Here is a 23,760-nt window from a genome sequence, read left to right as displayed (position 1 = left end):
AAGTTCACAGGAAAAACGCAGAATAACTCTTAAAATCACCCAATATTCAATCCATTAGCCCTTATACAACATTCATCCCCTAATAACCTTTTTTCGTGTTTAAGCCAAAATTCTTCGTTTTAGCGAAAAGTTTAAATCGATGAGAGATAAATCCTTTCATATTTGTATGGTTAAAAATCCGGTTTGAAGAAACCATCATTGCACATATTGACCGGCTCTGATCAGACTAAACATAACATTATCTTATAGATAAAAAACAGATGAAAACAAATTACTTCTTAGTAGCAATTGCGACTCTCTTTATTTTTTCGGCCTGTCCGATTGTTAATGCACAGGACTGGCCTCAGTTTCTTGGACCCGACAGAAACAGTAAATCGGCTCAGAAAGGGATATTGAAAAGTTGGCCCGAAGGAGGTCCCGAAGTATTATGGTCGGTCAATGTCGGTATCGGATATGGCGGACCTGTTGTTAAGAACAACAAAGTCTACCTATTAGACAGAGACGAAACAGGTGATATCATGCGGTGTTTCGACCTACAAAATGGGAAAGAACTCTGGAAGTTCAGTTACGATGCCCCCGGAGATATCCCGTTCCCCGGATCGAGAAGCGTACCGGTGGTCGACGACAAACACGTTTACTCAAGCGGTCCTTACGGCGATTTGTATTGTTTTGATATCAATACACAGAAAGTCGTTTGGAAGAAAAATATATGGAAAGACTATGGCGGAGGTAATATCCCTATGTGGGCCATCTCACAATGTCCGGTTATTTATAATGATCTGCTTATCGTTGCTTCACAAGCACCGGATGCCGGTGTAGTCGCTTATAATAAACTGACGGGTGATGTAGTTTGGAAAACGCCTAATCTGGGGAATGTTAGTTACGTCAGTCCGAAAGTCTTGAAAATCCATGGTGAAGACCATGTGGTATGGGTCGCTTCGTCTACCAATGCTTATACAGATCCGGACGCTCCGAAAACCAAAGGGAAAGTCGTTGGCTTAGACCCCCGCACAGGAAAAACCTTGTGGACGTTTGCCGATTGGGAATGTATCATTTCCGTTCCTTGCCCTGTTGAAGCCGGAGATAACAAACTATTGATCGCCGGTGGATATGACCGTGGAGCGACCATGATTCAGGTGAATAAAAACGGTGATGGGACATTCAATACCTCCGAATTGTTTACCACACTGGAGTTCGGCGACCAGACTAAACCGCCTCTCTTCCACAACGGCTACTTCTATGCCATGTTCCGCACCAATCAGAAACGCGACGGTATGGTATGTATGGATATGAATGGGAAAATCATGTGGAAAACCAACCGCAATCCTGATTTCGACCGTGGAAGCATGATCCTTGCCGACGGGTTAATCTTAGCCACCAACGGATTAAAAGGGGTTTACCTGATACAACCTGATCCAACTGCATTTAAAGCGATCTCTTCAGCAGAAATACTTGGAAATGGCCAGAACTGGGCGCCGATCGCTTTGGCCGACGGCAAACTATTGGTTCGCGACCAGGAAAAAATGCTTTGCCTGAAAGTGGCGCAATAATATTGCGCCTACACGGCTTCTGTAATCCTTCATTTCAGTTTATGTTAATCACTTCATACAAACTAAAAAAACGACAGATGAAAACAAAACATTTTCTTGTAGTAATCATGGCATTTTTAGCTATCTCACCGATAGCAAATGCACAGGACTGGCCACAGTTCCTGGGTCCCGACAGAGACAGTAAATCTCCCCAAAAAGGATTACTGAAAAGCTGGCCGGAGAGCGGACCGGAAGTATTATGGTCGGTTAATGTGGGTATCGGATATGGAGGCCCTGTAGTTAAAAACGGTAAAGTATACCTGCTCGACAGAGATGATGAGACCGGGGATATTATGCGGTGCTTCGACCTGAATACAGGTCGGGAACTCTGGAAATTCAGTTACGATTCACCGGGAGAAATTCCATTTCCCGGATCACGAAGCGTACCGATTGTTGATGATAAACATGTGTACGCCTGCGGAGCATATGGAGACCTTTATTGTTTCGATATCCAGACACAAAAACCCGTCTGGAATAAAAATGTATGGAAAGATTTCGGCGGAGAGAACCCACCGATATGGGGTGTATCACAAAGTCCGGTCATTTACGGTGATCTATTGATCATCGCTTCAATGGCTCCGGATGCAGGTGTTGTAGCCTACAAAAAACAAACCGGTGAAATTGCCTGGAAAACCCCTAATCTTGGTAACGAAAGCTATGTAAGTCCGAAGATTATGAAAATTCATGGAGAAGATCATGTCGTCATCGTTAATTCTTCTACCAATCCCTTCGGACATGCCGGTGCGCCCGTAACAAAAGGGAGTGTGGTAGGATTAGATCCGGCAACAGGAAAAACGCTTTGGAAATATGCGGATTGGGATTGCCATATCTCCGTAGCCTGTCCTACTGACGCGGGAAACAATAAATTACTGATTGTAGGAGGATACGAACGTGGCGCGACCATGATACAGGTAAATAAGAAAAACGATGGTACGTTTGATACAACAGAACTCTTTACAACACTGGAGTTCGGCGATCAAACAAAACCGGCGCTGTTCCACAACGGTTACTTTTATGCCATGTTCCGCACCAATCAAAAACGGGATGGCCTTGTATGTATGGATATGAACGGGAAAATCATGTGGAAAACCGGACGTAACCCTAATTTCGACCGCGGCAGTATGATCCTTGCCGACGGTTTGATTCTGGCAACTGACGGCCTAAAAACCCTGTATCTTATAGAACCTGATCCGACAGCCTTTAAACAAATCTCAAAAGCAGATGTGTTGTCGGAAGGAGGAGTTAATCAAGATGGAATGGCACGAATGGGAGGCGGTACACAGAACTGGGCTCCTATAGCGTTGGCCGACGGCAAACTGTTGGTGCGCGACCAAGCCAAAATGGTTTGTGTAAAAGTGACGCAATAACACCTCTCCCCTGACCCCCTCTCCACAAGAGAGGGGAAAAGGAATAGCAACAAATATAAAAACCAATAGAAACCAGCCCCTCTCTTGTGGAGAGGGGTTCGAGGAGAGGTCACTTACTCCATATACCCCCCTTTCATTGGGGATACGCAATTCCGGGTATATGTTCTTAAGATTCCTTTTTTGTACATCGGTTCGGGTTTGAGCCATTCTTTACGGCGTTCGGCTAATATCCGGCTTATCTCCTGCGGACTCTTCTCTTCACCGTTGATACCAATAATATTTAAACTTCGGGCTGGAATATCTACCCGAATCAAATCACCGTCTTCGACCAATGCAATCGGGCCCCCTTCGCTCGCTTCAGGGGAGACATGTCCGATAGCCGGGCCACGCGTTGCCCCGGAGAAACGTCCGTCGGTAATCAAAGCCACAGACTCTATCAGTTCGGCATCCGACGCAATGGCTTCCGTGGTATAAAACATCTCCGGCATACCACTCCCCTTTGGCCCTTCATAGCGGATAAATACAGCTTCGCCGGGAACGATCTGCTTTTGAAGTACAGCCTGTAAAGCACTTTCTTCATTATCAAATACACGTGCCCTTAGAGTGACTTCCATCAGCTTAGGAGAGACCGCCGAATGTTTGACCACTGCCCCTTCAGGAGCCAGATTACCTTTCAGTATCGCTATTGCCCCCTGTGCCCGTATCGGCTGATGGATCGGTTTGATGATCTCTTCCTTCGTGACATTCAGCGCCGGCAGATATCGATAACAATTCTCATAATAACCGTTTTGTTTCAATTCCTCCAGGTTCTCCCCGACTGTTTTTCCGGTGACTGTCAGTGCATCCAGATGAAGAAACTCTCTGATCTCTTCCATAATCGCCGGAGTCCCTCCCGCATACCAGAAATACTCTCCCGGCCAATACCCGCTTGGGCGAATATTCAACAGGAAAGGAACTTTGCGATGAATCTCATCAAACCATTCAGGTGGCAACTCCAACCCCGCCTCATGGGCGATTGCCGGCATATGCAACAGGCTGTTGCTCGACCCTGCAATGGCCGCATGTACCATGATGGCGTTTTCAAAAGCCTTCTGCGTCAGAATATCCAATGGCTTAATCCCCTCCTTTACCAATTCGAGCGCGCGAATAGCTGCGCGTTGTGCGGCCAGTTCCAACTCACCAGTCTGGAAAGGGATCAATGCCGATCCGGGCAAGGCCAGTCCCAATGCTTCTCCCATGATCTGCATCGTCGAGGCCGTCCCCATAAAAGAGCAGGCTCCACAGGAAGGACAAGCATCACGCTTATAGGCCATAAACTGCTCCTCGGTGATCTCCTTGCGCGCGTACATGGCGCTGTATTTCCCGATCTGCTCCAGAGTCAGTAGATTAGGCCCAGCCTTCATGATTCCTCCTGGCATAAACACAGCGGGCATATTCAACCGCGCCATAGCCATCAGATGAGCCGGGACCGACTTATCACAACTGGTGATAAAGACTCCGGCATCAAAAGGAGTTGCATTGACATGAATCTCAATCATCGCAGCCATCATATCCCTGGATACCAGCGAGTAATTCATTCCATCATGCCCCTGCGCTTCGCCGTCACAAATATCTGTGACATAATAATTCGCGGGGCGGCCTCCACCTTCATAAATGGCTTCTCCGGCGGCTTTCACTAATGTATCAAGATGGGCACTACCCGGATGACTATGTCCATAACTGCTTTCAACAATGATCTGAGGTCGACTCAACTCTTCTATTTTCCATCCACTCCCTAAACGGAGGGAGTCGAGTTCGGGGGCTAATTTGCGTAATTCCTGACTTTTCATACAACTAATTTAAATGAATATATATAATCGCTGTAAGTTTTATTTATTCAAATTGATCTTACATAATTTATTTCATGACTTGCATTTAGGGTTATCGATAAGAAACGGGTGCAAGCAAAAATACATATTATACTGGGCTAATTTCACTCGCTTTGTTTAATTAACATGAATTTTCGATATAAATATTTGTCTTCAGATTGTGTAATTTTTGAAGATTTTCCGAAGGCCAAATCCCTGTGGCGTTCGCCTTCACTATCTTCCTATTTTCTTCCATCTGCAACAACAGTTTCTTCCGGACTTATGTGAATCTAAATAATCCCCAGCCGCTTATTTTATTTGCTTCACCGGGGATTATTCAAATCAGATCCCATGAGGGATTCCTCTTTTTGCTCCTCCCAATATTTTTTCTACAGAACAAATACCTCATACAAAGAGCAAAACGAAAAAGAGTTTTTTCAAAGGATACCTTAACAGTCTCTCCATTTTAGATCAAGGTCTTGAGCGACGATCTTCAAACAGATGACTCAACAGGAACCGAACAATAGTTCAGTCCCTGTCGATCATTTCATCTACTAATCTATGTACTAAAACTATATAACTTTTATTTTAAACGCAGACTGTAGAACTTTGTCCGTCCAGTCATAAACAGCGTGTTTCCATCCTTTCCTCCAAATTGAATGGCCGTCGGACGCTCCGGGACTTCAATCATTCCTTTGCTGTTTCCTTCTTTATCAAAGACATGGATATGTCCGTCGGCAATGTAAACATTCCCTTCTTTATCCACGGCAGAGCAGTATTCGCCCCACTCGACAAAGTATTTCAGATTGGAGGTCGATCCATCCTGTGCGACATCCATGCGTACAGTCCGTTTACGGTACTCATCATGACCGTAAACCGGTTGTCCGGGGTAGGCTTCATGCAATGCTCCACAACGAGCCAGATCGAAGTACTGTGGGATGATCGTTTTGCCGTCGGGCGCCACGAAACATTTCTCCGGTTTATATACAGAGACCGTATTAAAATCATGGCGATCCCGACGACGATTAGATGGATATAGGGCTTTAGTTACATTTTTTATTTGTCCCATCGGAATTAATTCCAATGGTTTCATCGTCTCTTCCGGATTGTCGGGATTGATGGAATAGAACAACATCGGAGACGTTCCGTTGCCATATCCGGCATACGAAGTACCACTTCCGTCAGGCAACGGTTCAAATGCTTCCTGTTTTCCATCGATCATATATCCCGGTTGTGGGTCATAACGGAATGAGACCAAGAGATTATCCTGCGTGTCTACGGCAAGATTAGACGGTTTCCATGGGAAATCAGCAATAAGCGAAAGGGTGTTTGTCTCTACCGACCATTTGTAAATCCTGCGCAAACGGTGCTCGCAAAAGTATATATTCCCTTTGCTATCCCGGGCGATTCCTTCGGCATACTCAAAGCCTTTTGCCAATTCTTCTACTTTCCCGACCGCATGGATTAACGGGGTTATACGTTTTTCATCCCCTCTGATATACAGGCGTTGAAAATCCCATGGGCGAACATCTATCCCACGGTTAATATCATAAAGCGGATTGACTGTCGTATATTTTGTTTGGGCATAGTTATGAGAATTGATGATTTCAACATCTTTACAGTTCCAGGTACGAATCGATTGTGGATAGGGGGTATTGACCCTGATCACCTGGAACATATATAAGTTGGCAATCATCAGGTTGGAACAGTTTTCCAGTTCGATCGGCTGACAGTACTGGCTTTCACGACTCTCTTCTTCGAACTGGAATGCATATATTTTCCAGTTGGAGACATTCTTCAGCCGGGCTTCATTACGCACATGATGTTCGAGCGACATCAAATAAATCCGTCCCGGTGTACTTGTATTGTTTATATAGAGCCCGTTCGTTGCATAGGTTGATGCAGTCCAGACGTCTTTAATAGTTCCACCACCGTTATTGGTGATCCAGAAGCTCCAGTACTGGTTGTCCCAAGCCAGATCCATCCCGGTTGCGCTAACCGGATTATACGGTGAACTGATGCGAGGTGTATTCTGACGGTAACCTTGTTGTGCCGGTTCTCCCGGACGAGGTTTAGACATCCCTCCGTGTCCTCCGACAAACTTAATATCATTCAGGTAAGAGTCGGCATTGGCCATCCATTTCACACCTACCGCACGGTAGTTGTAGCCACCGGTATTAATACCGATACCGTTAAACATATTTAATCCCCCTTCCGAAGATTCGAGCAGCGGTTTAGGAGTCCCGAACCCACTGAATGCAGGTGTGCTTTCCGCCAAACGAAACTGTGTGCCAAACGGATGTAGTCCGATCAGTTTGGTATTTGGCTTCATTTTAAGTGTCTCCGTAAACCGATACCACCCCTGAGGTACATAAATAACCTCATAGCGGTCGATGGCATCCTGAAACGCTTTGGTATCATCGGCGTTGTCATCGCCTATTGCACCCAGATCACGTACATTTACCCATGTTTCCATACCGGGAAGTTCCGGGATATCTCTTGCCAATACATCCGGCATCTTCTGGATCGGAATAATATCACCGACAGTCCGGTATTCGGGACGGGCATCTAACGCATCCAGTTGTAGTCCATGTGCAAAATCATTGATATGGTATAGTTTATGAGAAACAGGATATTCTTCTCCTGTACGCCTGTATTTCATCAATACCGGGACATTGCGGCAGTCTACATTCCGTAAAGTGATCTGGTTATTACTGTTGTCGTGATTGCTGACAATAATAGCAGGGCCACTCACATCTTCAAAGCGGCTGTTTTCAATATACAACCGCTCGGCATGTTCGGGGTCGATCTCAAATACGGTAGGAACCTTCTTTACATGCATATTCACAATGGCCAATCCTGGCTCCTGCCCTTTGATAGCCGCCTTGCGTTGTCCTTCGAAATAGGCGTCTACCATCATAACAGGCCATCCCGGTGATGCTTTAGTGGTATAAATACCATAATCTCCTCCGTAGAAAGCCATGTTTTCCAGTTCATTTCCCACATCAAAAAGTCCGGCTTTGCCTTTGCCGATATACACGGCAATATGATTCACAAAACTATGTTGCGCAAAGTGAGTACGAAGCCCCACTGCATGCGGATTACCATCTTCTATCCGAAGGTTGATATTCGACATAGCGCTGTAGAATGTGCCGGCATTGGCATCGCGAATCGGTTGTCCCGGCTCGACTGTTCCACCGGTAAACCAGAACATATAACTGGCTTTTCCTTTATCATCCGGTACTTCCTGCTGGAAGCCGGGAGAATTCTTTGCCAATATAAACTCAGGTCTTTTCTTTCCATAACCGATTAGACGAATGGCATTCGGGATATAGATCGTCCGGCTGATCAGGTATTTCCCTTCCGGAATAAACAGAATACCAAAATTCTTTTCACGTTTGACCTGATTAATAGCAGCCTGTAAGGCTTCCGATACATCCGTTTTTCCATCGGCTTTGATGTTGTAATTCTCCGGTGTGAAATAAAATGCTTCCGGGTCATTGGGTCGTTGGGTATAAATCGATTCCAGGTTTACGGCCTGAAACTGCAGGACAAACAGGCATCCTGCCAATAGTAATAAAAATTTCTTCATGTCATTTACATTTTGTTTGAGTTCTTTTCATTTCCCGATACGGGAACGTAAAGGTAATACAATCTCCCTTCACGCCCCGAATCAGGAATGAACGCATCAGTAACGCAACTTATAATTGTCGGATAGTGTATTAAAGTGCTATAACAACCAATGGTGAATAATTATGCCGGATTGTTCCTACATTAGGCACACTCGACAAGGCTCCAATACGGAAGTAATAATTCCGGCTGTATTTGAACTGATCAGCATTTTCCTCCAGATCGATCGAAAGCGTATACGTCGTTCCGTCGATCGTCTGTGCAGGACTGAAATTCCGGCTGAAATTTTCCCCTTTTGTACTGAATTTCACCTGTTCGCCCACATACATATCTGTAAAGGCATATAAACGGATGGCACTAAGCAATACCTCCGGTTTACCTCCTTCAAGGGAGAATGTGGCTATGATACGCTTATTGGTTGCATCATGTATAATATTCGGATTTTTAATCCGGATATAAGGAGTCACTTCAAAATCATGGGTGTTCTTCCCTTTTTTGATCTCAAAATTCTCCATCTTAAACGGATAAAAATTACAATTCTCAAATACCAGATCATACCGGGCGGCAAAAACCATATCATTCTGGAACTCTCCGGTCTGTTTTATCACCCAAGTCTGTGCCGTAGGGGTTTCCCAACCCAGTTCATAGACTTGCATCACAGAGCCGTTCTGAATATCTGTCCCGACAGGCTCACCTGTCGCCGCATCTTTTATCTGACCCGAGAATGAAGCATTCGGACCGTCATAATTATCAATTTCGCACGAGACGAAGGCTAAAAGAAGACATGGTATTAACCAGCATATATGGATTACTCTTTTCATGTTCTTGATTTTTTTAAGATTAATACTGCGGGTTTTCTACTAAGTTGTTCGTATTTCTACCAGGGATAGACTTATAATAACGGTAAGTCTGGAAAGTACGCCCACCGGCATATTCATCGTAATAGAAGTTCGCACGAACAAAGATGTATTTAGGTTGCTCTTCACGAAGGTCGATCAACGGAACTAAAGCTTTACGACGACCGCTGCTGAATACGGTATGGTATTCACGACGACGAACAAGGTCCCAATAACGGAAGCCTTCAAAGGCTAACTCAACCTGACGCTCTTTCAGTATATTCGCTAATGTAGCAGGAATATTATCCGTATGACCGGCTCTACGACGCAAGGCATTGATCAGATTGGCTGCTAACGCCATATCGCCTTTTCCGCTCTCTACTGCTGCTTCGGCATAATTGAGATAGATCTCCGCCAAACGCATATCAATCCAACTGGTGGTAGAAGAGTTTTCACGACCAACCAATGTTTTACCTTCTTGTAAATACTTTCTTACAGTAAAACCTGTTGATGTAAAGTTAGCATCATCTTTACGTCCCATACCAAAGAAACCGGAGAAACCGGCAGAGCCTTCAGCTCCAAACGCATAATAACGTTTCCCGTCTTTTCCTACATCATTCCCATCAGCATAGACCAGAGGTGTACCATCCGCCTTGATCATTCCACCTTGAATAACAATCGTGTTTGTCTTGAATTGAGCACCCGGAACAATCACACTGGCCAACAAACGAGCATCTTTCCCTTTAAAAGGCTCATACAGATTATCATACTTTTTAAATGGAATAGAGAGGTCTAAATCACGTGGATCAGCAACCGTAAAATCTTCCTTCCCATCTGTACGGGTAACAATCTTAGCGCTCTTTCCTGTGCCATCATCCGTATAATCTTCAAAAAGATCTACAATATCCAATGTCGGATTGAAACGTCCGAATTTATTGAATCCCGGATTACCTTGTGACGGACTGTAATAAACATCATAACTATGTCCCTGATAATTCACAACCATACCATCCAGATAAGCCTTACTGAAGATAATTTCATCATGTTTGTTAAGAAACAGTTCCTGGAAATTCTTTGCTGCCTCTTCAGGACTGCTCGGATTCGGCATATATAACGATTTACCCGAGTTCTCAATAATTGCTTTTGAAGCGCTCAGACATTCGTTGTAAAAAAAGTCGGCATCAGCAGGATCCATTCCAACCAACTTTTGATTAACCGCATCACCAGCCAATGGAGCGCGATTCCAGTATTTAGCCAATGAAGCTGCATGAAGAGCAGCTCTTGATTTCAAACCGTAAGCCGCCCATTTGGAAGCCCGGTAACCTGCTGGTTCTGTAGGAAGATTTTCAATCGCCAAATCACATTCTTTCAACACAAACTCCCAGGTTTGTTTTTCCGTACTACGCGGAATATACAACGCCTCATTAGCACTTCCCGGGATATAGTCATTATCCAAGACCTTGTCGATCAGAGGAACACCTCCAAACCGTTTCGCCAGACCAAAATAGATATACGCCCGTACAAAATGAGCCTCACTTTTCAAGTGACTATATTCCGCATCGGTAATCGTTCCTCCATTTTTTGCTGCTTCGATGTTTTCGAAAAATTTATTGACTTCACGGATGTGTTCATATGGCCAATAGTCAAAATCCCAATGTCCGATTCCCTGATCACCGTCACTACGGGTACTTTCATCCGTATAGAACGAAGACATAATCATACGATCCACTCCCATCGAAGAGTGTAAATTAAATCCCTGATTCGGACGGTATACAAAATCTTCGATAGGCATTGCATTATACATACTTGCCAGCAAAGTATTCAATCCACCCTCACTACTCAATAATTGATCAGCACTTACTTTTTCAAGTGATTCCAGTTCAAGGAATTTATTACATCCGGAAAAAGTAAACAGCAGACAACAGGTTAATACTGATATTATATTTTTCTTCATGTTCATAACTCTTTAAAAATTAACATTAAATCCAATGTTGTATGTTTTCATCAATGGATAAGCAGCATTAGCATTCCAACTACGTTCTTCACGCTCGGGATCCGCTTGTTTTAGTTCTTTTCTACAGAAAGTCAACAGGTTAAAACCGTTTACAAAAACTCTTACGTTTGAAAGACCTATCTTCTGAATGACATTTCGCGGAATCGTATAGCCGAGTTCCAGACTCTTCAATCGCAAATAAGCGGCATTAGGAATCCAGATATCAATACTGTATTGATCGGTGGTATTACTGAAATTACTGCGTAATGCCGGATAAAAACCGGAAATCCATTGCGTTGCAGGATTGTATGGATCATCTGTTATATTGGCTGTATGCCAGCGATCCAAAAATTTCTCATGCAAAGTCGGATAACGTCCATACCCCCAGATATCACCATTACTGTAGTTGATAGAGTAACCAGCAGCGCCCTGGAAAAGAGCATTCAAGTCAAATGACTTATAAGAGGCGGCCAAAGTAAATCCAAATTGCATCGGAGGATTCAAATTACCTTGAGCCCAGTTATCCGGTAACCGGTCATTTGAATTAACTACTCCATCGCCATTCAAATCCTGTATCACATAACTGCCCGGCAACATTTTTGAATTACCTTGCGTGCCACCAAGTAACGGTGCGGTTTCATATTGCTCCAGAGAAGTATATTGTCCTTTATATTCATATAACCACATTCTACCTTTGTAACGATCTTCACGTCCGTTGATCCAACGATCCCAGGAACTGGTATGTGTAGCCCGCTCATAATGAAGTTCCTTTTCACGGGCATAGGTAAAGTTACCGCTTACCGAATAATTAAAATCTTTTCCGATTTGTCCACGGTGAGTAACGGCTATTTCAAAACCTTTATTCATGGTTGAATTAATATTTTCCTGAGAGAATGTTGCACCGAATGTATTCGGAACCGATTGAATACGGGTGGCTAATAAACCGGTATTTTTCCGTTGGAACAAATCAATCACAACACCCAGTTTACCGTGCCACATATCCACATCCAGTCCGATATTTGATGTTGTAGAAGTAACCCAACTCAGATTATCGTTCACAACACCGGGAGGAACCATACCTGTAGTTGCCTGTCCATCTTCAAACACATAACTTCTGTCGGTCATATAATTAGAGTTGCTATTGGACTGCGCAGTATATCCTGCAATATATTCGAAATCATTACCGGCATCATACCCGCTCTTACCATAGGAACCTCTTAACTTTAAATTACTGATAAACTCAAAATTATCCTTGATAAAAGATTCTTCCGACAAACGCCATCCAGCACTGGCTGATGGAAAGAATGCCCATCGTTTGGAAGGAGCATAACGATACGATCCGTCGTAACGTGCCACCACCTCAACTAAATATTTTCCGGCATAATCATAATTCATACGTCCCAAATAAGCGGCAAGACGTCCGAACCGACGATAACCGGAGTTGGAAGCCGTAGAAGCTGTTCCTTGATTGATAATATCATGCGTATAAAATTCGGCATAACGCCTCATCCCTTGCAGCTCATCTCTCCGTGTAGATGTCAACTCGGCAACTCCCATAACATTGATATTATGATTATTGAAAGAACGCATATAATTGATCTGTCCGCGGGCATGGAATTTCTGAAACAATTTAATCGTATTACTATAAGTACCTGCTCCATTAGTCACTACATATTCGTCAGTATAATAATCATAAAGTTTATATGTTTTATGCAACTTAGACTCGTTATTTTCAAACCCGTCATATGCTCCTAATGCACCAATGGTCAATCCCTCTACGAAAGGAACTTTATAAGTCAATTCGACATTGGCCGAATAATTGAAATTCTTATACTTGCGGTAGCCATCAATGTCCGGATCTGCCAAAGCATAGGCATTTTTTCTTTCCGGCTCTATAGATGTTAAGTGATTTTCATTCGCAATCGTATGCCAGTTTTTACCACGGTCATTAATCATTAAGATTTTATATAACCACTGAAACTCGTCACGAGGAGCTTCACTGTTATCCAAACGTCCCGAAACATTCACATTCAACTGCAAATCTTTTGTGATTGTTGCAGTGGTATTCGAACGGAAGTTAAAACGATTATACTTCTGATTTCCACCTTTCAATAACCCGTTATCTTCGGTATAAGCAAAACTATTGAAGTATTTAACCTTATCCGTTCCTCCTCTGACAGAGATATTATGCTGTTGCTGGAATGCATAGTCATGCAAAAACATTTTCAACCAGTTATGGTCGGTATATCCCGGTTCGTTATTTCTGTATTTTTCCAGGATCTCATCACTATAGGTCGGAGTAGCGCCAATATTACGCTGCATCTCGTTCGCCATTAAACGGTACGTATAGGCATCTACTGTCATCTCCATACCGGTAGCGCCTTTCATCCCAAACAGGTTAGAGTACGAGACCCGTGCTTTTCCATCCTGTCCCTTTTTGGTTGTGACAATGATTACTCCATTAGCCGCATTCATCCCATAAATAGCAGCAGAGGCATCTTTCAAGATAGACATACTTTCAATATCATCAGCGTTTAGCTGAGCCAATTCAGACCCTCCGCTATCAATCGGACGTGTAACCCCATCGATAACAACCAGTGGGTCGCCATATCCACGGATACTGATCAGGTTATCAAATACACCCGGTTCTCCTGTTCGCTGACGGATCAATAATCCCGGCATCTTCCCCTGAATATTACTAATCACATTCTCTGTTTTAGTAGAAGCGATATCTTCTGCCCCTATCGACGTAACAGATCCCGATAATGTTTGCTTCTTCTGTACACCGTAGCCTACGACTACCACTTCTTCCAGACTTTGCGTGTCTTCTCTCAACACAATGATATAAGCAACCTGATTATTCACACGGATTTCCTGCGTCACATAACCGACATAACTGACCACTAAAGTAGTCCCTTCGGCAACTTGTTGCAGGGTGAAATTACCATCGATATCGGTAATTGTTCCGTTGGTTGTTCCTTTAACAGCCACATTGACCCCGATCAACGGTTCGCCCGAATCGTCTGTGATTGTACCCGAAATGGTCTTCCCCTGTTGATTGACGATCGAGACACCCGGTATAGTCAGAATATGCTTTGACGACCCCGGCCGTCCTGCTGCCTCTTTATACAATACCACATGGCGATCATGTATGGTATATTTTACATCCCCTTCAGGAAATATAATATCCAATATTTCTGAAATCTCCTTGTCTGCGACATTGACAGAAGCCTTTCTATTCACATTGATTTGTGCCAGATTATAGGTAAAGTAGAATTCGCTATCCTTTTCAATCGTTGAAAGAATCTCTTGAATCGTGGCATTTTCCTTTTCTAAGGTCAACAACGTCAACTGTGAATAACTCACTGCGGCTAAGGACTGTAATGTACCTAAAATAATAAATAAAAAGATACATCTCATTATAAATAGCGTTTTACATAATAGCGGATACTTTTTCCAATGGAAAAACCCCCTTTTCAAACTATAATTCATATCTTTGCAATGATTAGTTAGTATTAAATTTAAGTTTATTGATGTGAATTTGCTTTCTAATCTTTGGCCGGGAGATGCTGCAACATCTTCCGGTGTTTTTTTGTGTATCTATCTCATAGGCAATTAGTTTTTTGTGATTACTATACTGGCATTATCAAACCTGTAGTTCATTCGTCTGGTTTCCCGTAACAACTCGAGAATGTCAAACAAACTGGTTCCGGCTTGCGCCCGGCAATTAAACAGTTCACCGGAGAGGCTCTCATCTTTCAGGACGATCGGCACATTAAATGTTCGTTCCAGTGATCTAACAATAGCGGCCAACGATTGTGCCGTGAAAGCAACCTCTCCTTTCGTCCAGCTATCGATTGTTGTAATATCTGCTTTTTGTAAAATGGTTCTTCCGTCTGTGGTCAGTTGGAGGTGGTCACTAGGATTAAGAATCATCTGATGTTCGTTCTCTTTCGATCCGACACTAATTTTACCCTCTTTTAAGGCAATACTGATATCTTCACCCGGATGAGCACTCACATTAAACTGTGTACCCAACACATTGATATCAAACTCATCCCCTTTCACAATAAAGGGTTTTTTATGATCTTTTGTTACTTCAAAATACGCTTCCCCTTCAAGTTCCACTTCCCTGTTTTTTGAGCCGAATTGAGAAGGATAAGTAAAACGTGTTTCCGCATTCAACCAGACTTTCGTTCCGTCGCTCAACGTCAATGTGACTTTTTCACCTTTGGGCACTTCAATCATATTCATGGCCAATGATTTTTCAGAGCGGTTCAATTGATAAAGATTAAGCGACAAAAGAAAGATGATTACAGCAGCTGCACCATATCTCACCCAGGTAAGCGTTTGTTTTTTCCGACGATGGATTAAATGCATTTTCTTCTCGGAAAGGAATCTGTTATAAGCCCGGTTAATCTCCTGCTCTTCTGAGAATCTTAACTCATCTTTTAAACTCCAGATTTGTTCCATTTCAAACAGCCAGTCCCCATTGCTCTTATCTTCGGCAACCCACTGATCTATCTGTTTGATCTCTTCTGCAGAGCAACGATGAGTAAGAAATCGTATGAGTAATTGATCATCCATATTTTTCGTCTGTTTATATGGAAGACAAGCGAAAGAAACAAAACTACGTGGTCAAAAATCAAAAAATGTTGTAGAACATAAAAATAAGCGTTAATATATCACTCAGATCTTCCCGTAAAAAACGGGTCGCCTGACGGATATGTCCTTCCACCGTGCGGTGAGAGATTCCCATCTCCTGAGCAATCTCTTTATGTGACATCTCCTGATAATAACAAAGGCGAAAAGCCTGTGCACATTTTGGAGGGAGTTTATTGACCGCTTCTTCTATTAATTCCCGTAAATCACGATCAACGATTTGCCTAAACACCTCATTTTTATCGGTCATCTGATCCAGGAAAGCCATACGTGCCTGAGCAATATGCAGATGTGCCTCATACTCTTCCGCAACCATTTTATGCTTCAGATGATTTAAACATTTGTTTTGGGTCCATTTAAAAAGGAAAGAACGGATATTATCTGCCTCTATTTTTTTCTTCTGCTCCCAATAAGATGTAAATACCTCCTGTACAAGATCTTCAGCCGTATTCTCATCCACAAACCGACAAGCAAAAGCTTTCAGCTTCGGATAAAAATAAGTAAAAAAACGCCGGAACGTCTCCTCGTCACCCTGTTTTAACTTGTCTATATTTATTTCAAATGATACATGCATCCTTCTTCCCTCTCAACTGCGTCCCACAAAATAAGCAATTATTTTCGCATAAAATCAACACTCACCTAACTTTTTAAAAGTCATTCCTGTAACTCTTTCTATACCTATTTATCCGGGCAATTTGTTCATTAACTTTTTTTAGTGTTCATTTTGCAGCATTTCGTTTTTTAACCGCATCTTCTTATGTGAAGGCAGTAGTAAATATAAACTATAGATTAAGATTGAAAGGGTTTAAAAATGAAAACGTTGAAATTAATTGCAGTATGGATAAGCGGAATGTTGATCGCACTGACTTTTAATTCCTGCTTAGATGACGACGGATATTCGTTAAACGAATTTAGAATAAGCGTCGCAACAGTTGAATCACAAGGTGGAGGATCTCACTATTTCAGGTTGGATAATGGAGAAACGCTTTGGCCCTCTGCCGGTTATTACCTTGGACATAATTTTGATGACGGACAGCGTACCTTGTTGAACTATACACTTTTGAGTGATTCCATCAAAGGATTTTCGCATTATATTAAAGTCAACCGTGTTGATGCCATTCTAACCAAATCCCTTGCAGAAAACAAAGGATTACAAAACGATTCGATTTACGGCACAGATCCGATTAAAGTAAAAGATCTCTGGATTGGAAACGGCTATTTGAATCTGGTATTCGGTTATAACTATGGCGGACAAGCAACACATTTTGTGAATTTATTACAGGCAGAGGAAGAGGATCCATATACCGTTGAATTCCGCCACAACGCTTACAATGATTCACCGCAAATAGGGATGGATGGTATTGTCTGTTTCGACCTTTCCACCCTACCCGATACAAAAGGAGAAACAGTCCAATTGGTTTTCAGAGTTAACACATTTGATGGAGAAAAAGAAATAGAACTGGATTACAATTCCAGTAGACAAACAAAAGAAAAGTCCTACGTTTTTCCTTCGGATTTCAATCCGGAGATGTTGGAGCGACTAAACTAAACCTTCCCACATAACTTTTATTTTTATCATTTAGTTCAGGGAGAGAGGCGTCGGGATGATGCCTCTTTTTTTTATTTTTGTTTTTTTATATGCAACGTTCATGTAATTACTCCCGTTTATATATACACATGGAGAAGGCAACAGAACATCTGATTAAAGATTGCCGAAAGGGAAATCGTTCAGCGCAGTTGAAATTATATCAACAATACGGGCAGTGGCTTTATATGACATGCCTACGTATTGTTGGAAATTCTTCTGAGGCAGAAGAAGCTATGCAGGATTCATTTCTGAAAATTCTCACCCGCCTGGATCAATACCAGGAAGGTCAATGCTTTGAAGCCTGGATGCATCGGGTAGCTGTCCATACAGCCATCGATTATGTACGCCGGCAAACACCGGATATAGAAGAACTATCCACAAACTTTGTTGAAGTAGAAGAAGAGGAACCTGATGAAGATGAGATTCAATATTCTGTTGCAAAGAGAAAGGAGGCCACCCGGAAACTACCGAATGGTTACCGGATAATCCTCTCTCTCTACCTCTTTGAGGGATATGATATGGAAGAGATCGCTTCCATTCTGGATATAAAACCGCCAAGTGTTCGCAGTCAGTATCTGCGTGCTAAGCGTAAATTGTTGGATATAATTGCTGCAAATTGATATGGATAAGTTAAAGAATTTTATTGACAATAATCGTGAAGCGTTTGAAAACGAACTCCTTCCGGAAGGTCATTTTGAACGTTTTAAACAAAAATTACCGGTGAAAAAGAATCACCGACCGCTATTTATCAATATAGGAACAGTAGCCGTAGCAGCTTCTATTATTTTACTTTTATTTTTCCGTTTACCCCTCAACACCGTCACCGACGAACAGGATACAACGGCTTATACCTGTGAGACCAAGCAGGAGATAGAAGAACTACGTCTCTATTACAACATGCAGATCAACGAGGTAATTGCACAAATGGAGACATTATACAAAAATGACAGAAACCCCGGAGCCGAAGAATTATTAAAGGAAACCAAAAAGGTTTTAACCGATAATTACATGTTTGAAGAAAATATTCTTCCGACATTACCTTGCTCCAACAACGGTTTATATGCCATGACACAGCATTACAACAACAGCCTGGAGTCACTCTCTTTCATGCTCGAGTTAATGGAACACGTAACAGATCACAACTAATAAATTTACACAAATGATCATGAATACAAAACAGAAAAGCAGGTATCCGATATTGCTTATAGCGATATTGCTTTTGACCGGAACAATTCCCGCAATGGCCGAACGATGGGAAAATACCAAACGCAAAGAGGTCAACAATACGTTTGATGTCAGCCTGAGCGATCTACTGCAAATAGACAACCGCTATGGGAATACGACCGTCACGCATTGGGAGCAGAATAAAGTATCCATACGCGTCGTTATCGAATCGAAAGCCCGTAATGAAAAACGTGCACAGGAGAACTTGGATCGGGTGCAAATCGAACTGAAAAAAAGCGGAAAAACCGTCTCCGGCATTACCTCCATTGCCAATAAAAACTGGAACGGCAATGGGAACAATGAAAGGCTGGAAATCAACTATTTCATCAGTATGCCTTCAAAATTAGCATCTGATCTCTCCCAGCGTTATGGGAATATCATTTTACCATCACGCAATGAAGGAAAGTCTAAACTGACAGTTAAATATGGAAACATACAGGGAGGAGATTTTACCGCTCCGCTTACCATCGATGCACAATATGGAAACGTTGAGATTAAAGATCTCGAAACAGCTACCATTGAATTAGGCTATGTCGGAAATATGACCTTCGGAAATGCCAATGAAGTGGCCGTCGACAGTAAATATTCGACCATAACGGGTAAAAATGTCGACCGGGTAACGGTAGAAAATAAATACGGTGGTCTGACACTTCGTGAGGTTGAAAACATCTCTCTTGATCTTAAATACGGAAACGCCAAACTCGAGAAGGTGAGACATACGTTAAATGTCGAAGATTTATCTTATAGTGGGTTAGAGGTAAAAGAGTTGTCTGCCGGTTTCTCCAAAGCATCTATCGAAGCACGGTATGGGAATGCAACCCTGGGGATATCCTCCAATGCAAAATTCAACGTAAAGGTGGAAGGTATGAAATACGGAAACCTGACAATCAAAGGGCATAAATCGTCTGTAATACAGAAAGACAATAGCGAAGAAGAACATGCCATCAACGGCGGAAACCGGAATAAGGAGATCTATTTTGATGGGAATAATTACAGCAACTTGATTATAAAGTCACTTTGATTTATACATAGACACACATTTTTTTGTAGAAAAGCCGGGCTCCTTTGAACCCGGTTTTTTTATGATCTATTAAGATACCGCTTCTTTTTTCTGTTGTAGTTCCTCTTTCCGGCGCAACCAGTTATCGAGTTGTCCGTAAAAGAAAAAGAAAGAGATACCGCTTCCGACAGTCAATATAAACGGGACGCTATTTTTTATTATCCAGACAAATTGTGCTCCAGCCATTTCATTCGCCTGAAATAAAGATAACAAGCCGATAATAACCAACAGATATATGCCCACTCCTATAAACAACGTACTGATCGAAGGCATCTTCTCTACCGCATAAACAGGCGAGGGCTGTTTTTCCTTCCTGATCAATGCCATAATCCGGGAATTCAGTGAAGAAGAAGGTTCTTCAAACGACTCCTTCATCAAACAAGTTGTCAGCTGATCGATCTTTTTATTTTCCGTATTCATAATAAATCGTATGTTTCTTTTTTCATCTTCTTTTGCAATAACTCATAAAAACGTTTCCGCCCGCGAAATAGCTTCACTTTAATATTCGACGGGGTCAGTTCGGTGATCTGATGAATCTCATCGACCGAACACTCTTCCAGATAGTAAAGGGTGAGTATCAATGATTCGTCGGGCGACATTTTTTTCAATACCTCCGAAATCACCTCCTTGCGGTCTTTTCGTTCCAATATGGAGGTCGCCGAACTCATCTCATCGGCTGTAATATCCACCGGATACGATTCCTCATAATCGGTAAACACACGTTGCTGCCGATGAGCTGTTAATGCTGTACGATAAATAATCCGGTAGAACCAGGTTGAAAACTTACTATCGAACCTGAAATCGGGCAACGCCCGGTACATTTTAACAAAAGCGTCCTGCACGACCTCTTCTGCCTCCTCGCGATTCTCCATGATCCGATAAGCGATCGTATACGCCATCTTTTCATATTTCGCAACGAGGCAGGAGAAACTTTGCGTATCCCCTGCCAAAATTTGTTCTATCCACTTTTGTTCATTCATTGCGAATGAATGTTATTCTGTGAATCCCGATTGTCTGTCTTCCTCTTTTTCTTTCAACTGCATTTTCCGTGAAAGGAAAAAGTAAATGACAAAACCTGCACCACCACATAGAATAGCCATCGTAGGGATCAGGAAATACTCCCAAGAACTCGCATCCGGCAGAACAGGAGCCATAAATATACCACAGATAATACCTGCTGATAGACCAATCATAAACAATCCGTTACGCAGTGTCGCATAACGATTTGTCTTTTTCTCCCGTTTCTCCGGCTCTTGTAGAGCAATTCCTCTTTCAATCATAGCGATCCGTTCTCTATGTTTGCTACTGATCAATTGTATTCCAATAATAAATGCAGCAATAACCGGCAGAACGATTACACCCAGTATACCCAAAATAGGAATAATTTCATCCATGTTTTCTCTAATTAAAGGATTAATACTCGCTTACTTTTATTCATAAGACACAACGTGGTACAATGTGGTTACAAAAAAAGAGTATTTTTTAGTGAAGACCTGATTAGCTGTTATTATTTCATTCCTCCAAAAGAGAAACTGACCGGAATATATACAGGAGATGCGATCGCCTGATTGCCTATCATAAATGTCGGTTTGATCTGTAGGGTTACATTCGACTTCTGATTGCCTATACCGATAAAGTTCTTGGCAATATTCGTCACCGCATTTTTAGAGTCGCCTTTTAACATCGATACCAGATCAAAACCGATCGTCAGAGGCAGTACCTGTGATCCGCCGGAAGGTACGTTCAATGATTGACTCACTGTTCCTGTGGTAAACTGGATATCGTCGATACTCAGGATATACTGTAAGCCATGCAACAATGCCGCCGACTGATTCGGATTGGCAACATCCAGATTCAGCGTAAAATTCAACGGGATAGAAGAGGCCGCACCGGAAAGAATAGACGTCAACTGTGGTATCTGCATCAACGATACCCCATTGGAAAGATTCATCCCGGCAACCGTCAGATTGGAGATCGAATGGTAATTATACTTGCAGTTGACCATATTATAGGCACCGCCCACCTGTTTTGCAACATCACAGCCTGTCAGAGTCAGGAAAGTTGCTAACACTAAAAATAAATTTTTGAATTTAATCATCATGTAATGGATTGTTTGTATGTACTTTTTCTAAAAAATAATTGTCTGAAAACGGTCTGTTTTTTCAAAGATAAAACGTTGCAAAATAACAACTTTCTTTTTATCTGAGCGATTATTTGGGGTATAAAACTACTTTTCAGGTTTTACAATCCGTGAAATTCTATGCCACAACGTTTGGGGAGGAGGGTTCAGAAGTTCACGTTGTATCTTTTTCTTATGCGTCTCCAGGTATTCAACCGCACTGGTATATCCCTTTTCGTAAATCGACTCACCACTTTTCATATCAAAGAGCGAATAGGCCGAAACCTCAGCCGATTCGATCAAATAATCACAATTTTTCCGATCTTTCACCGTATTGGCTCCCACCATATAATTCATGGTTCGCTCAATGATATACTTAAAAGAACGATCGTACTTCATCGAAATGACCGGACTGATATCCACCCCCATCACCCGCCGGCAATCTTTACGGATCACGGAAACGGGGAAATTGGCAAATAAACCGCCGTCGACATAATAATGGCCGCTGATCTCTACCGGACTGAATACGATCGGAACCGAACAGGAGGCAGCTACAGCCGGAATAATCTCTCCGGTAGTAAAAACAAAAGAAGTACCCTGTTCGATATCGGAAGCAACCACACGCAAAGGTGTTTTCAACTCTTCAAATCGCTTTGCCCGTAAATGCTTTTTCAAAAAAGATTGTATACCGGTCGATCGTAAAAAACCGTCATACGGAATGGCGGTAGTTATAAATTCACGCATTTTCAATGCTTCGGCCATCTTATAAATCTCCTGAGGCGAATAGCCGTCGGCATACAATGCACCCACCAATGAGCCGACACTTGTTCCGGCAATAAGATCGGGAAAAATACCTCGCTCATTCATCGCCTGTAAAGCACCTAAATGCGCAAAGCCGCGTACACCCCCTCCGCTTAGGGCGACGCCTAACTTGTATTTTTCATTCGTTTTCATCACTTCAAACAGCTGTACATAGCAAAGAATCAAGCCGAGACCGTCACCTCAAACCCCTCTTTCCGGGCACGGTCGGCTATACGCTCCAACTCCTCTTTATTCACTTTCTGTAAAGAGTGTACAGGGGTCTCCCGATCAATCGTATAGATCATCACCTGCTTGGGAGAAATCACTTTCAACGCTTCAATCCAACCCGAGATCTCCTCTTCCGTGGTATTATCCGTTTTTTCTCCGTCTACTTCCCCTTTCAGAAACATGGTCTGGATAATCAGATTACCTTTGAATCGTTTCAATTGCTCCAGTAAATATTCAAACGTAAAAGAGGGAGAGTTAGGCGCATTCAATTGTTGGATACGTTTATCCAAGACAGAATCCAGTTTTAAGATATTATCATCTACCTTGTTCAATGCATCAAATACCTCCTGCTTGTGGAGCATGGTAGAGTTGGATAATACCGCTATTTTAGCCTTCGGACAGATTCGGTTGCGTACTTCGATCGTATCCTCAATAATCTGTCCGAACTGAGGATGCATCGTCGGTTCACCGTTTCCGGCAAAGGTGATCACATCCGGCCGTACCCCCTCTTCTCTCATGGCCGATAGTTTCTGTTCCAACGCCTCTCTGACCGCTTCCCGGGTAGGCAGTTTGGTTCGTGTACGTCCCTCTTTATTCAATCCGCATTCGCAGTAAATACAATCGAACGAACATAATTTTCCATCTACCGGCAATAGGTTGACGCCAAGTGAAACACCCAAGCGGCGACTATGAATGGGTCCAAAAACAATCTGATCAAAAAGAATAGTAGGCATGATATTCTATTTTTTTTACGCAAACAAACTTACACAAAAGTAGTGATTTATACGCGAATCGCGCATACAAAAGGATCAGAGT

Annotated in this window: 19 protein-coding genes; 6 read left to right on the top strand and 13 right to left on the bottom strand. The window is 42.5% G+C overall.

Annotated features, from left to right (window positions below; translation table 11 throughout):
- Positions 1 to 260 precede the first annotated feature (260 nt).
- Together M2135_RS00325 and M2135_RS00320 are read left to right on the top strand one after the other, a co-directional pair.
- A complete protein-coding gene (locus M2135_RS00325; protein WP_280746571.1) occupies positions 261 to 1,550 on the top strand; it encodes a PQQ-like beta-propeller repeat protein in 1,290 nt (429 codons plus the stop codon).
- A 77-nt stretch (positions 1,551 to 1,627) separates the two neighbouring features.
- A complete protein-coding gene (locus M2135_RS00320; protein WP_280746570.1) occupies positions 1,628 to 2,956 on the top strand; it encodes a PQQ-binding-like beta-propeller repeat protein in 1,329 nt (442 codons plus the stop codon).
- 113 nt (positions 2,957 to 3,069) lie between these two features.
- Here M2135_RS00320 and ilvD read toward each other — a convergent pair whose 3' ends face one another.
- The 7 genes from ilvD to M2135_RS00285 form a co-directional block, all read right to left on the bottom strand.
- On the bottom strand, positions 3,070 to 4,785 hold the full coding sequence (ilvD, locus tag M2135_RS00315; protein ID WP_280746569.1) for a dihydroxy-acid dehydratase: 1,716 nt from the start codon (positions 4,783 to 4,785) through the stop codon (positions 3,070 to 3,072).
- A gap of 601 nt (positions 4,786 to 5,386) precedes the next feature.
- Positions 5,387 to 8,395: a glycosyl hydrolase family 28-related protein gene (locus tag M2135_RS00310; protein WP_280746568.1), complete on the bottom strand. Its 3,009-nt coding sequence runs from the start codon at positions 8,393 to 8,395 to the stop codon at positions 5,387 to 5,389.
- Between the two features lie 130 nt (positions 8,396 to 8,525).
- Positions 8,526 to 9,254, bottom strand: a complete 729-nt coding sequence (locus tag M2135_RS00305) for a DUF3823 domain-containing protein (protein ID WP_280746567.1) — start codon at positions 9,252 to 9,254, stop codon at positions 8,526 to 8,528.
- A gap of 19 nt (positions 9,255 to 9,273) precedes the next feature.
- Positions 9,274 to 11,223: a RagB/SusD family nutrient uptake outer membrane protein gene (locus M2135_RS00300; protein WP_280746566.1), complete on the bottom strand. Its 1,950-nt coding sequence runs from the start codon at positions 11,221 to 11,223 to the stop codon at positions 9,274 to 9,276.
- Between the two features lie 12 nt (positions 11,224 to 11,235).
- A complete protein-coding gene (locus M2135_RS00295) occupies positions 11,236 to 14,682 on the bottom strand; it encodes a TonB-dependent receptor (protein WP_280746565.1) in 3,447 nt (1,148 codons plus the stop codon).
- Between the two features lie 195 nt (positions 14,683 to 14,877).
- On the bottom strand, positions 14,878 to 15,849 hold the full coding sequence (locus M2135_RS00290; RefSeq protein WP_280746564.1) for a FecR family protein: 972 nt from the start codon (positions 15,847 to 15,849) through the stop codon (positions 14,878 to 14,880).
- Between the two features lie 58 nt (positions 15,850 to 15,907).
- Positions 15,908 to 16,498 (bottom strand): RNA polymerase sigma-70 factor, encoded by a 591-nt coding sequence (locus M2135_RS00285; protein WP_280746563.1) that lies wholly within the window; start codon positions 16,496 to 16,498, stop codon positions 15,908 to 15,910.
- Between the two features lie 237 nt (positions 16,499 to 16,735).
- Here M2135_RS00285 and M2135_RS00280 point away from each other — a divergent pair, with 237 nt between their 5' ends.
- From M2135_RS00280 to M2135_RS00265, 4 genes are all read left to right on the top strand, one after another.
- Entirely contained in the window at positions 16,736 to 17,473 is a 738-nt protein-coding gene (locus M2135_RS00280) for a NigD-like protein (protein ID WP_280746562.1), read from the top strand.
- A gap of 128 nt (positions 17,474 to 17,601) precedes the next feature.
- The gene (locus M2135_RS00275; protein WP_280746561.1) at positions 17,602 to 18,132 is read left to right on the top strand and encodes a sigma-70 family RNA polymerase sigma factor; all 531 of its coding nucleotides are present in this window, start codon (positions 17,602 to 17,604) and stop codon (positions 18,130 to 18,132) included.
- A gap of 1 nt (position 18,133) precedes the next feature.
- On the top strand, positions 18,134 to 18,658 hold the full coding sequence (locus tag M2135_RS00270) for a hypothetical protein (protein WP_280746560.1): 525 nt from the start codon (positions 18,134 to 18,136) through the stop codon (positions 18,656 to 18,658).
- 19 nt (positions 18,659 to 18,677) lie between these two features.
- Positions 18,678 to 19,757, top strand: a complete 1,080-nt coding sequence (locus M2135_RS00265; protein WP_280746559.1) for a hypothetical protein — start codon at positions 18,678 to 18,680, stop codon at positions 19,755 to 19,757.
- 69 nt (positions 19,758 to 19,826) lie between these two features.
- Here M2135_RS00265 and M2135_RS00260 read toward each other — a convergent pair whose 3' ends face one another.
- The 6 genes from M2135_RS00260 to M2135_RS00235 form a co-directional block, all read right to left on the bottom strand.
- On the bottom strand, positions 19,827 to 20,216 hold the full coding sequence (locus M2135_RS00260; protein WP_280746558.1) for a hypothetical protein: 390 nt from the start codon (positions 20,214 to 20,216) through the stop codon (positions 19,827 to 19,829).
- Complete coding sequence (locus tag M2135_RS00255) at positions 20,213 to 20,776, bottom strand: sigma-70 family RNA polymerase sigma factor (protein WP_280746557.1); 564 nt, start codon at positions 20,774 to 20,776, stop codon at positions 20,213 to 20,215. The genes M2135_RS00260 and M2135_RS00255 overlap by 4 nt, the downstream gene beginning before the upstream one ends.
- Positions 20,777 to 20,788: 12 nt before the next feature.
- Positions 20,789 to 21,190: a DUF6249 domain-containing protein gene (locus M2135_RS00250; protein WP_280746556.1), complete on the bottom strand. Its 402-nt coding sequence runs from the start codon at positions 21,188 to 21,190 to the stop codon at positions 20,789 to 20,791.
- Positions 21,191 to 21,303: 113 nt separating this feature from the next.
- Complete coding sequence (locus tag M2135_RS00245) at positions 21,304 to 21,897, bottom strand: LEA type 2 family protein (RefSeq protein ID WP_280746555.1); 594 nt, start codon at positions 21,895 to 21,897, stop codon at positions 21,304 to 21,306.
- A 126-nt stretch (positions 21,898 to 22,023) separates the two neighbouring features.
- Positions 22,024 to 22,869, bottom strand: a complete 846-nt coding sequence (locus M2135_RS00240) for a patatin-like phospholipase family protein (RefSeq protein ID WP_280746554.1) — start codon at positions 22,867 to 22,869, stop codon at positions 22,024 to 22,026.
- A gap of 29 nt (positions 22,870 to 22,898) precedes the next feature.
- Positions 22,899 to 23,678: a radical SAM protein gene (locus M2135_RS00235; protein ID WP_280746553.1), complete on the bottom strand. Its 780-nt coding sequence runs from the start codon at positions 23,676 to 23,678 to the stop codon at positions 22,899 to 22,901.
- Positions 23,679 to 23,760 lie beyond the last annotated feature (82 nt).

The organism is Parabacteroides sp. PF5-9 (genome assembly GCF_029893105.1).
Lineage (GTDB): Bacteria > Bacteroidota > Bacteroidia > Bacteroidales > Tannerellaceae > JARXWG01.
Note: the sequence above shows the minus strand (reverse complement) of the source record. Positions and strands in the feature narration are given on the sequence as shown.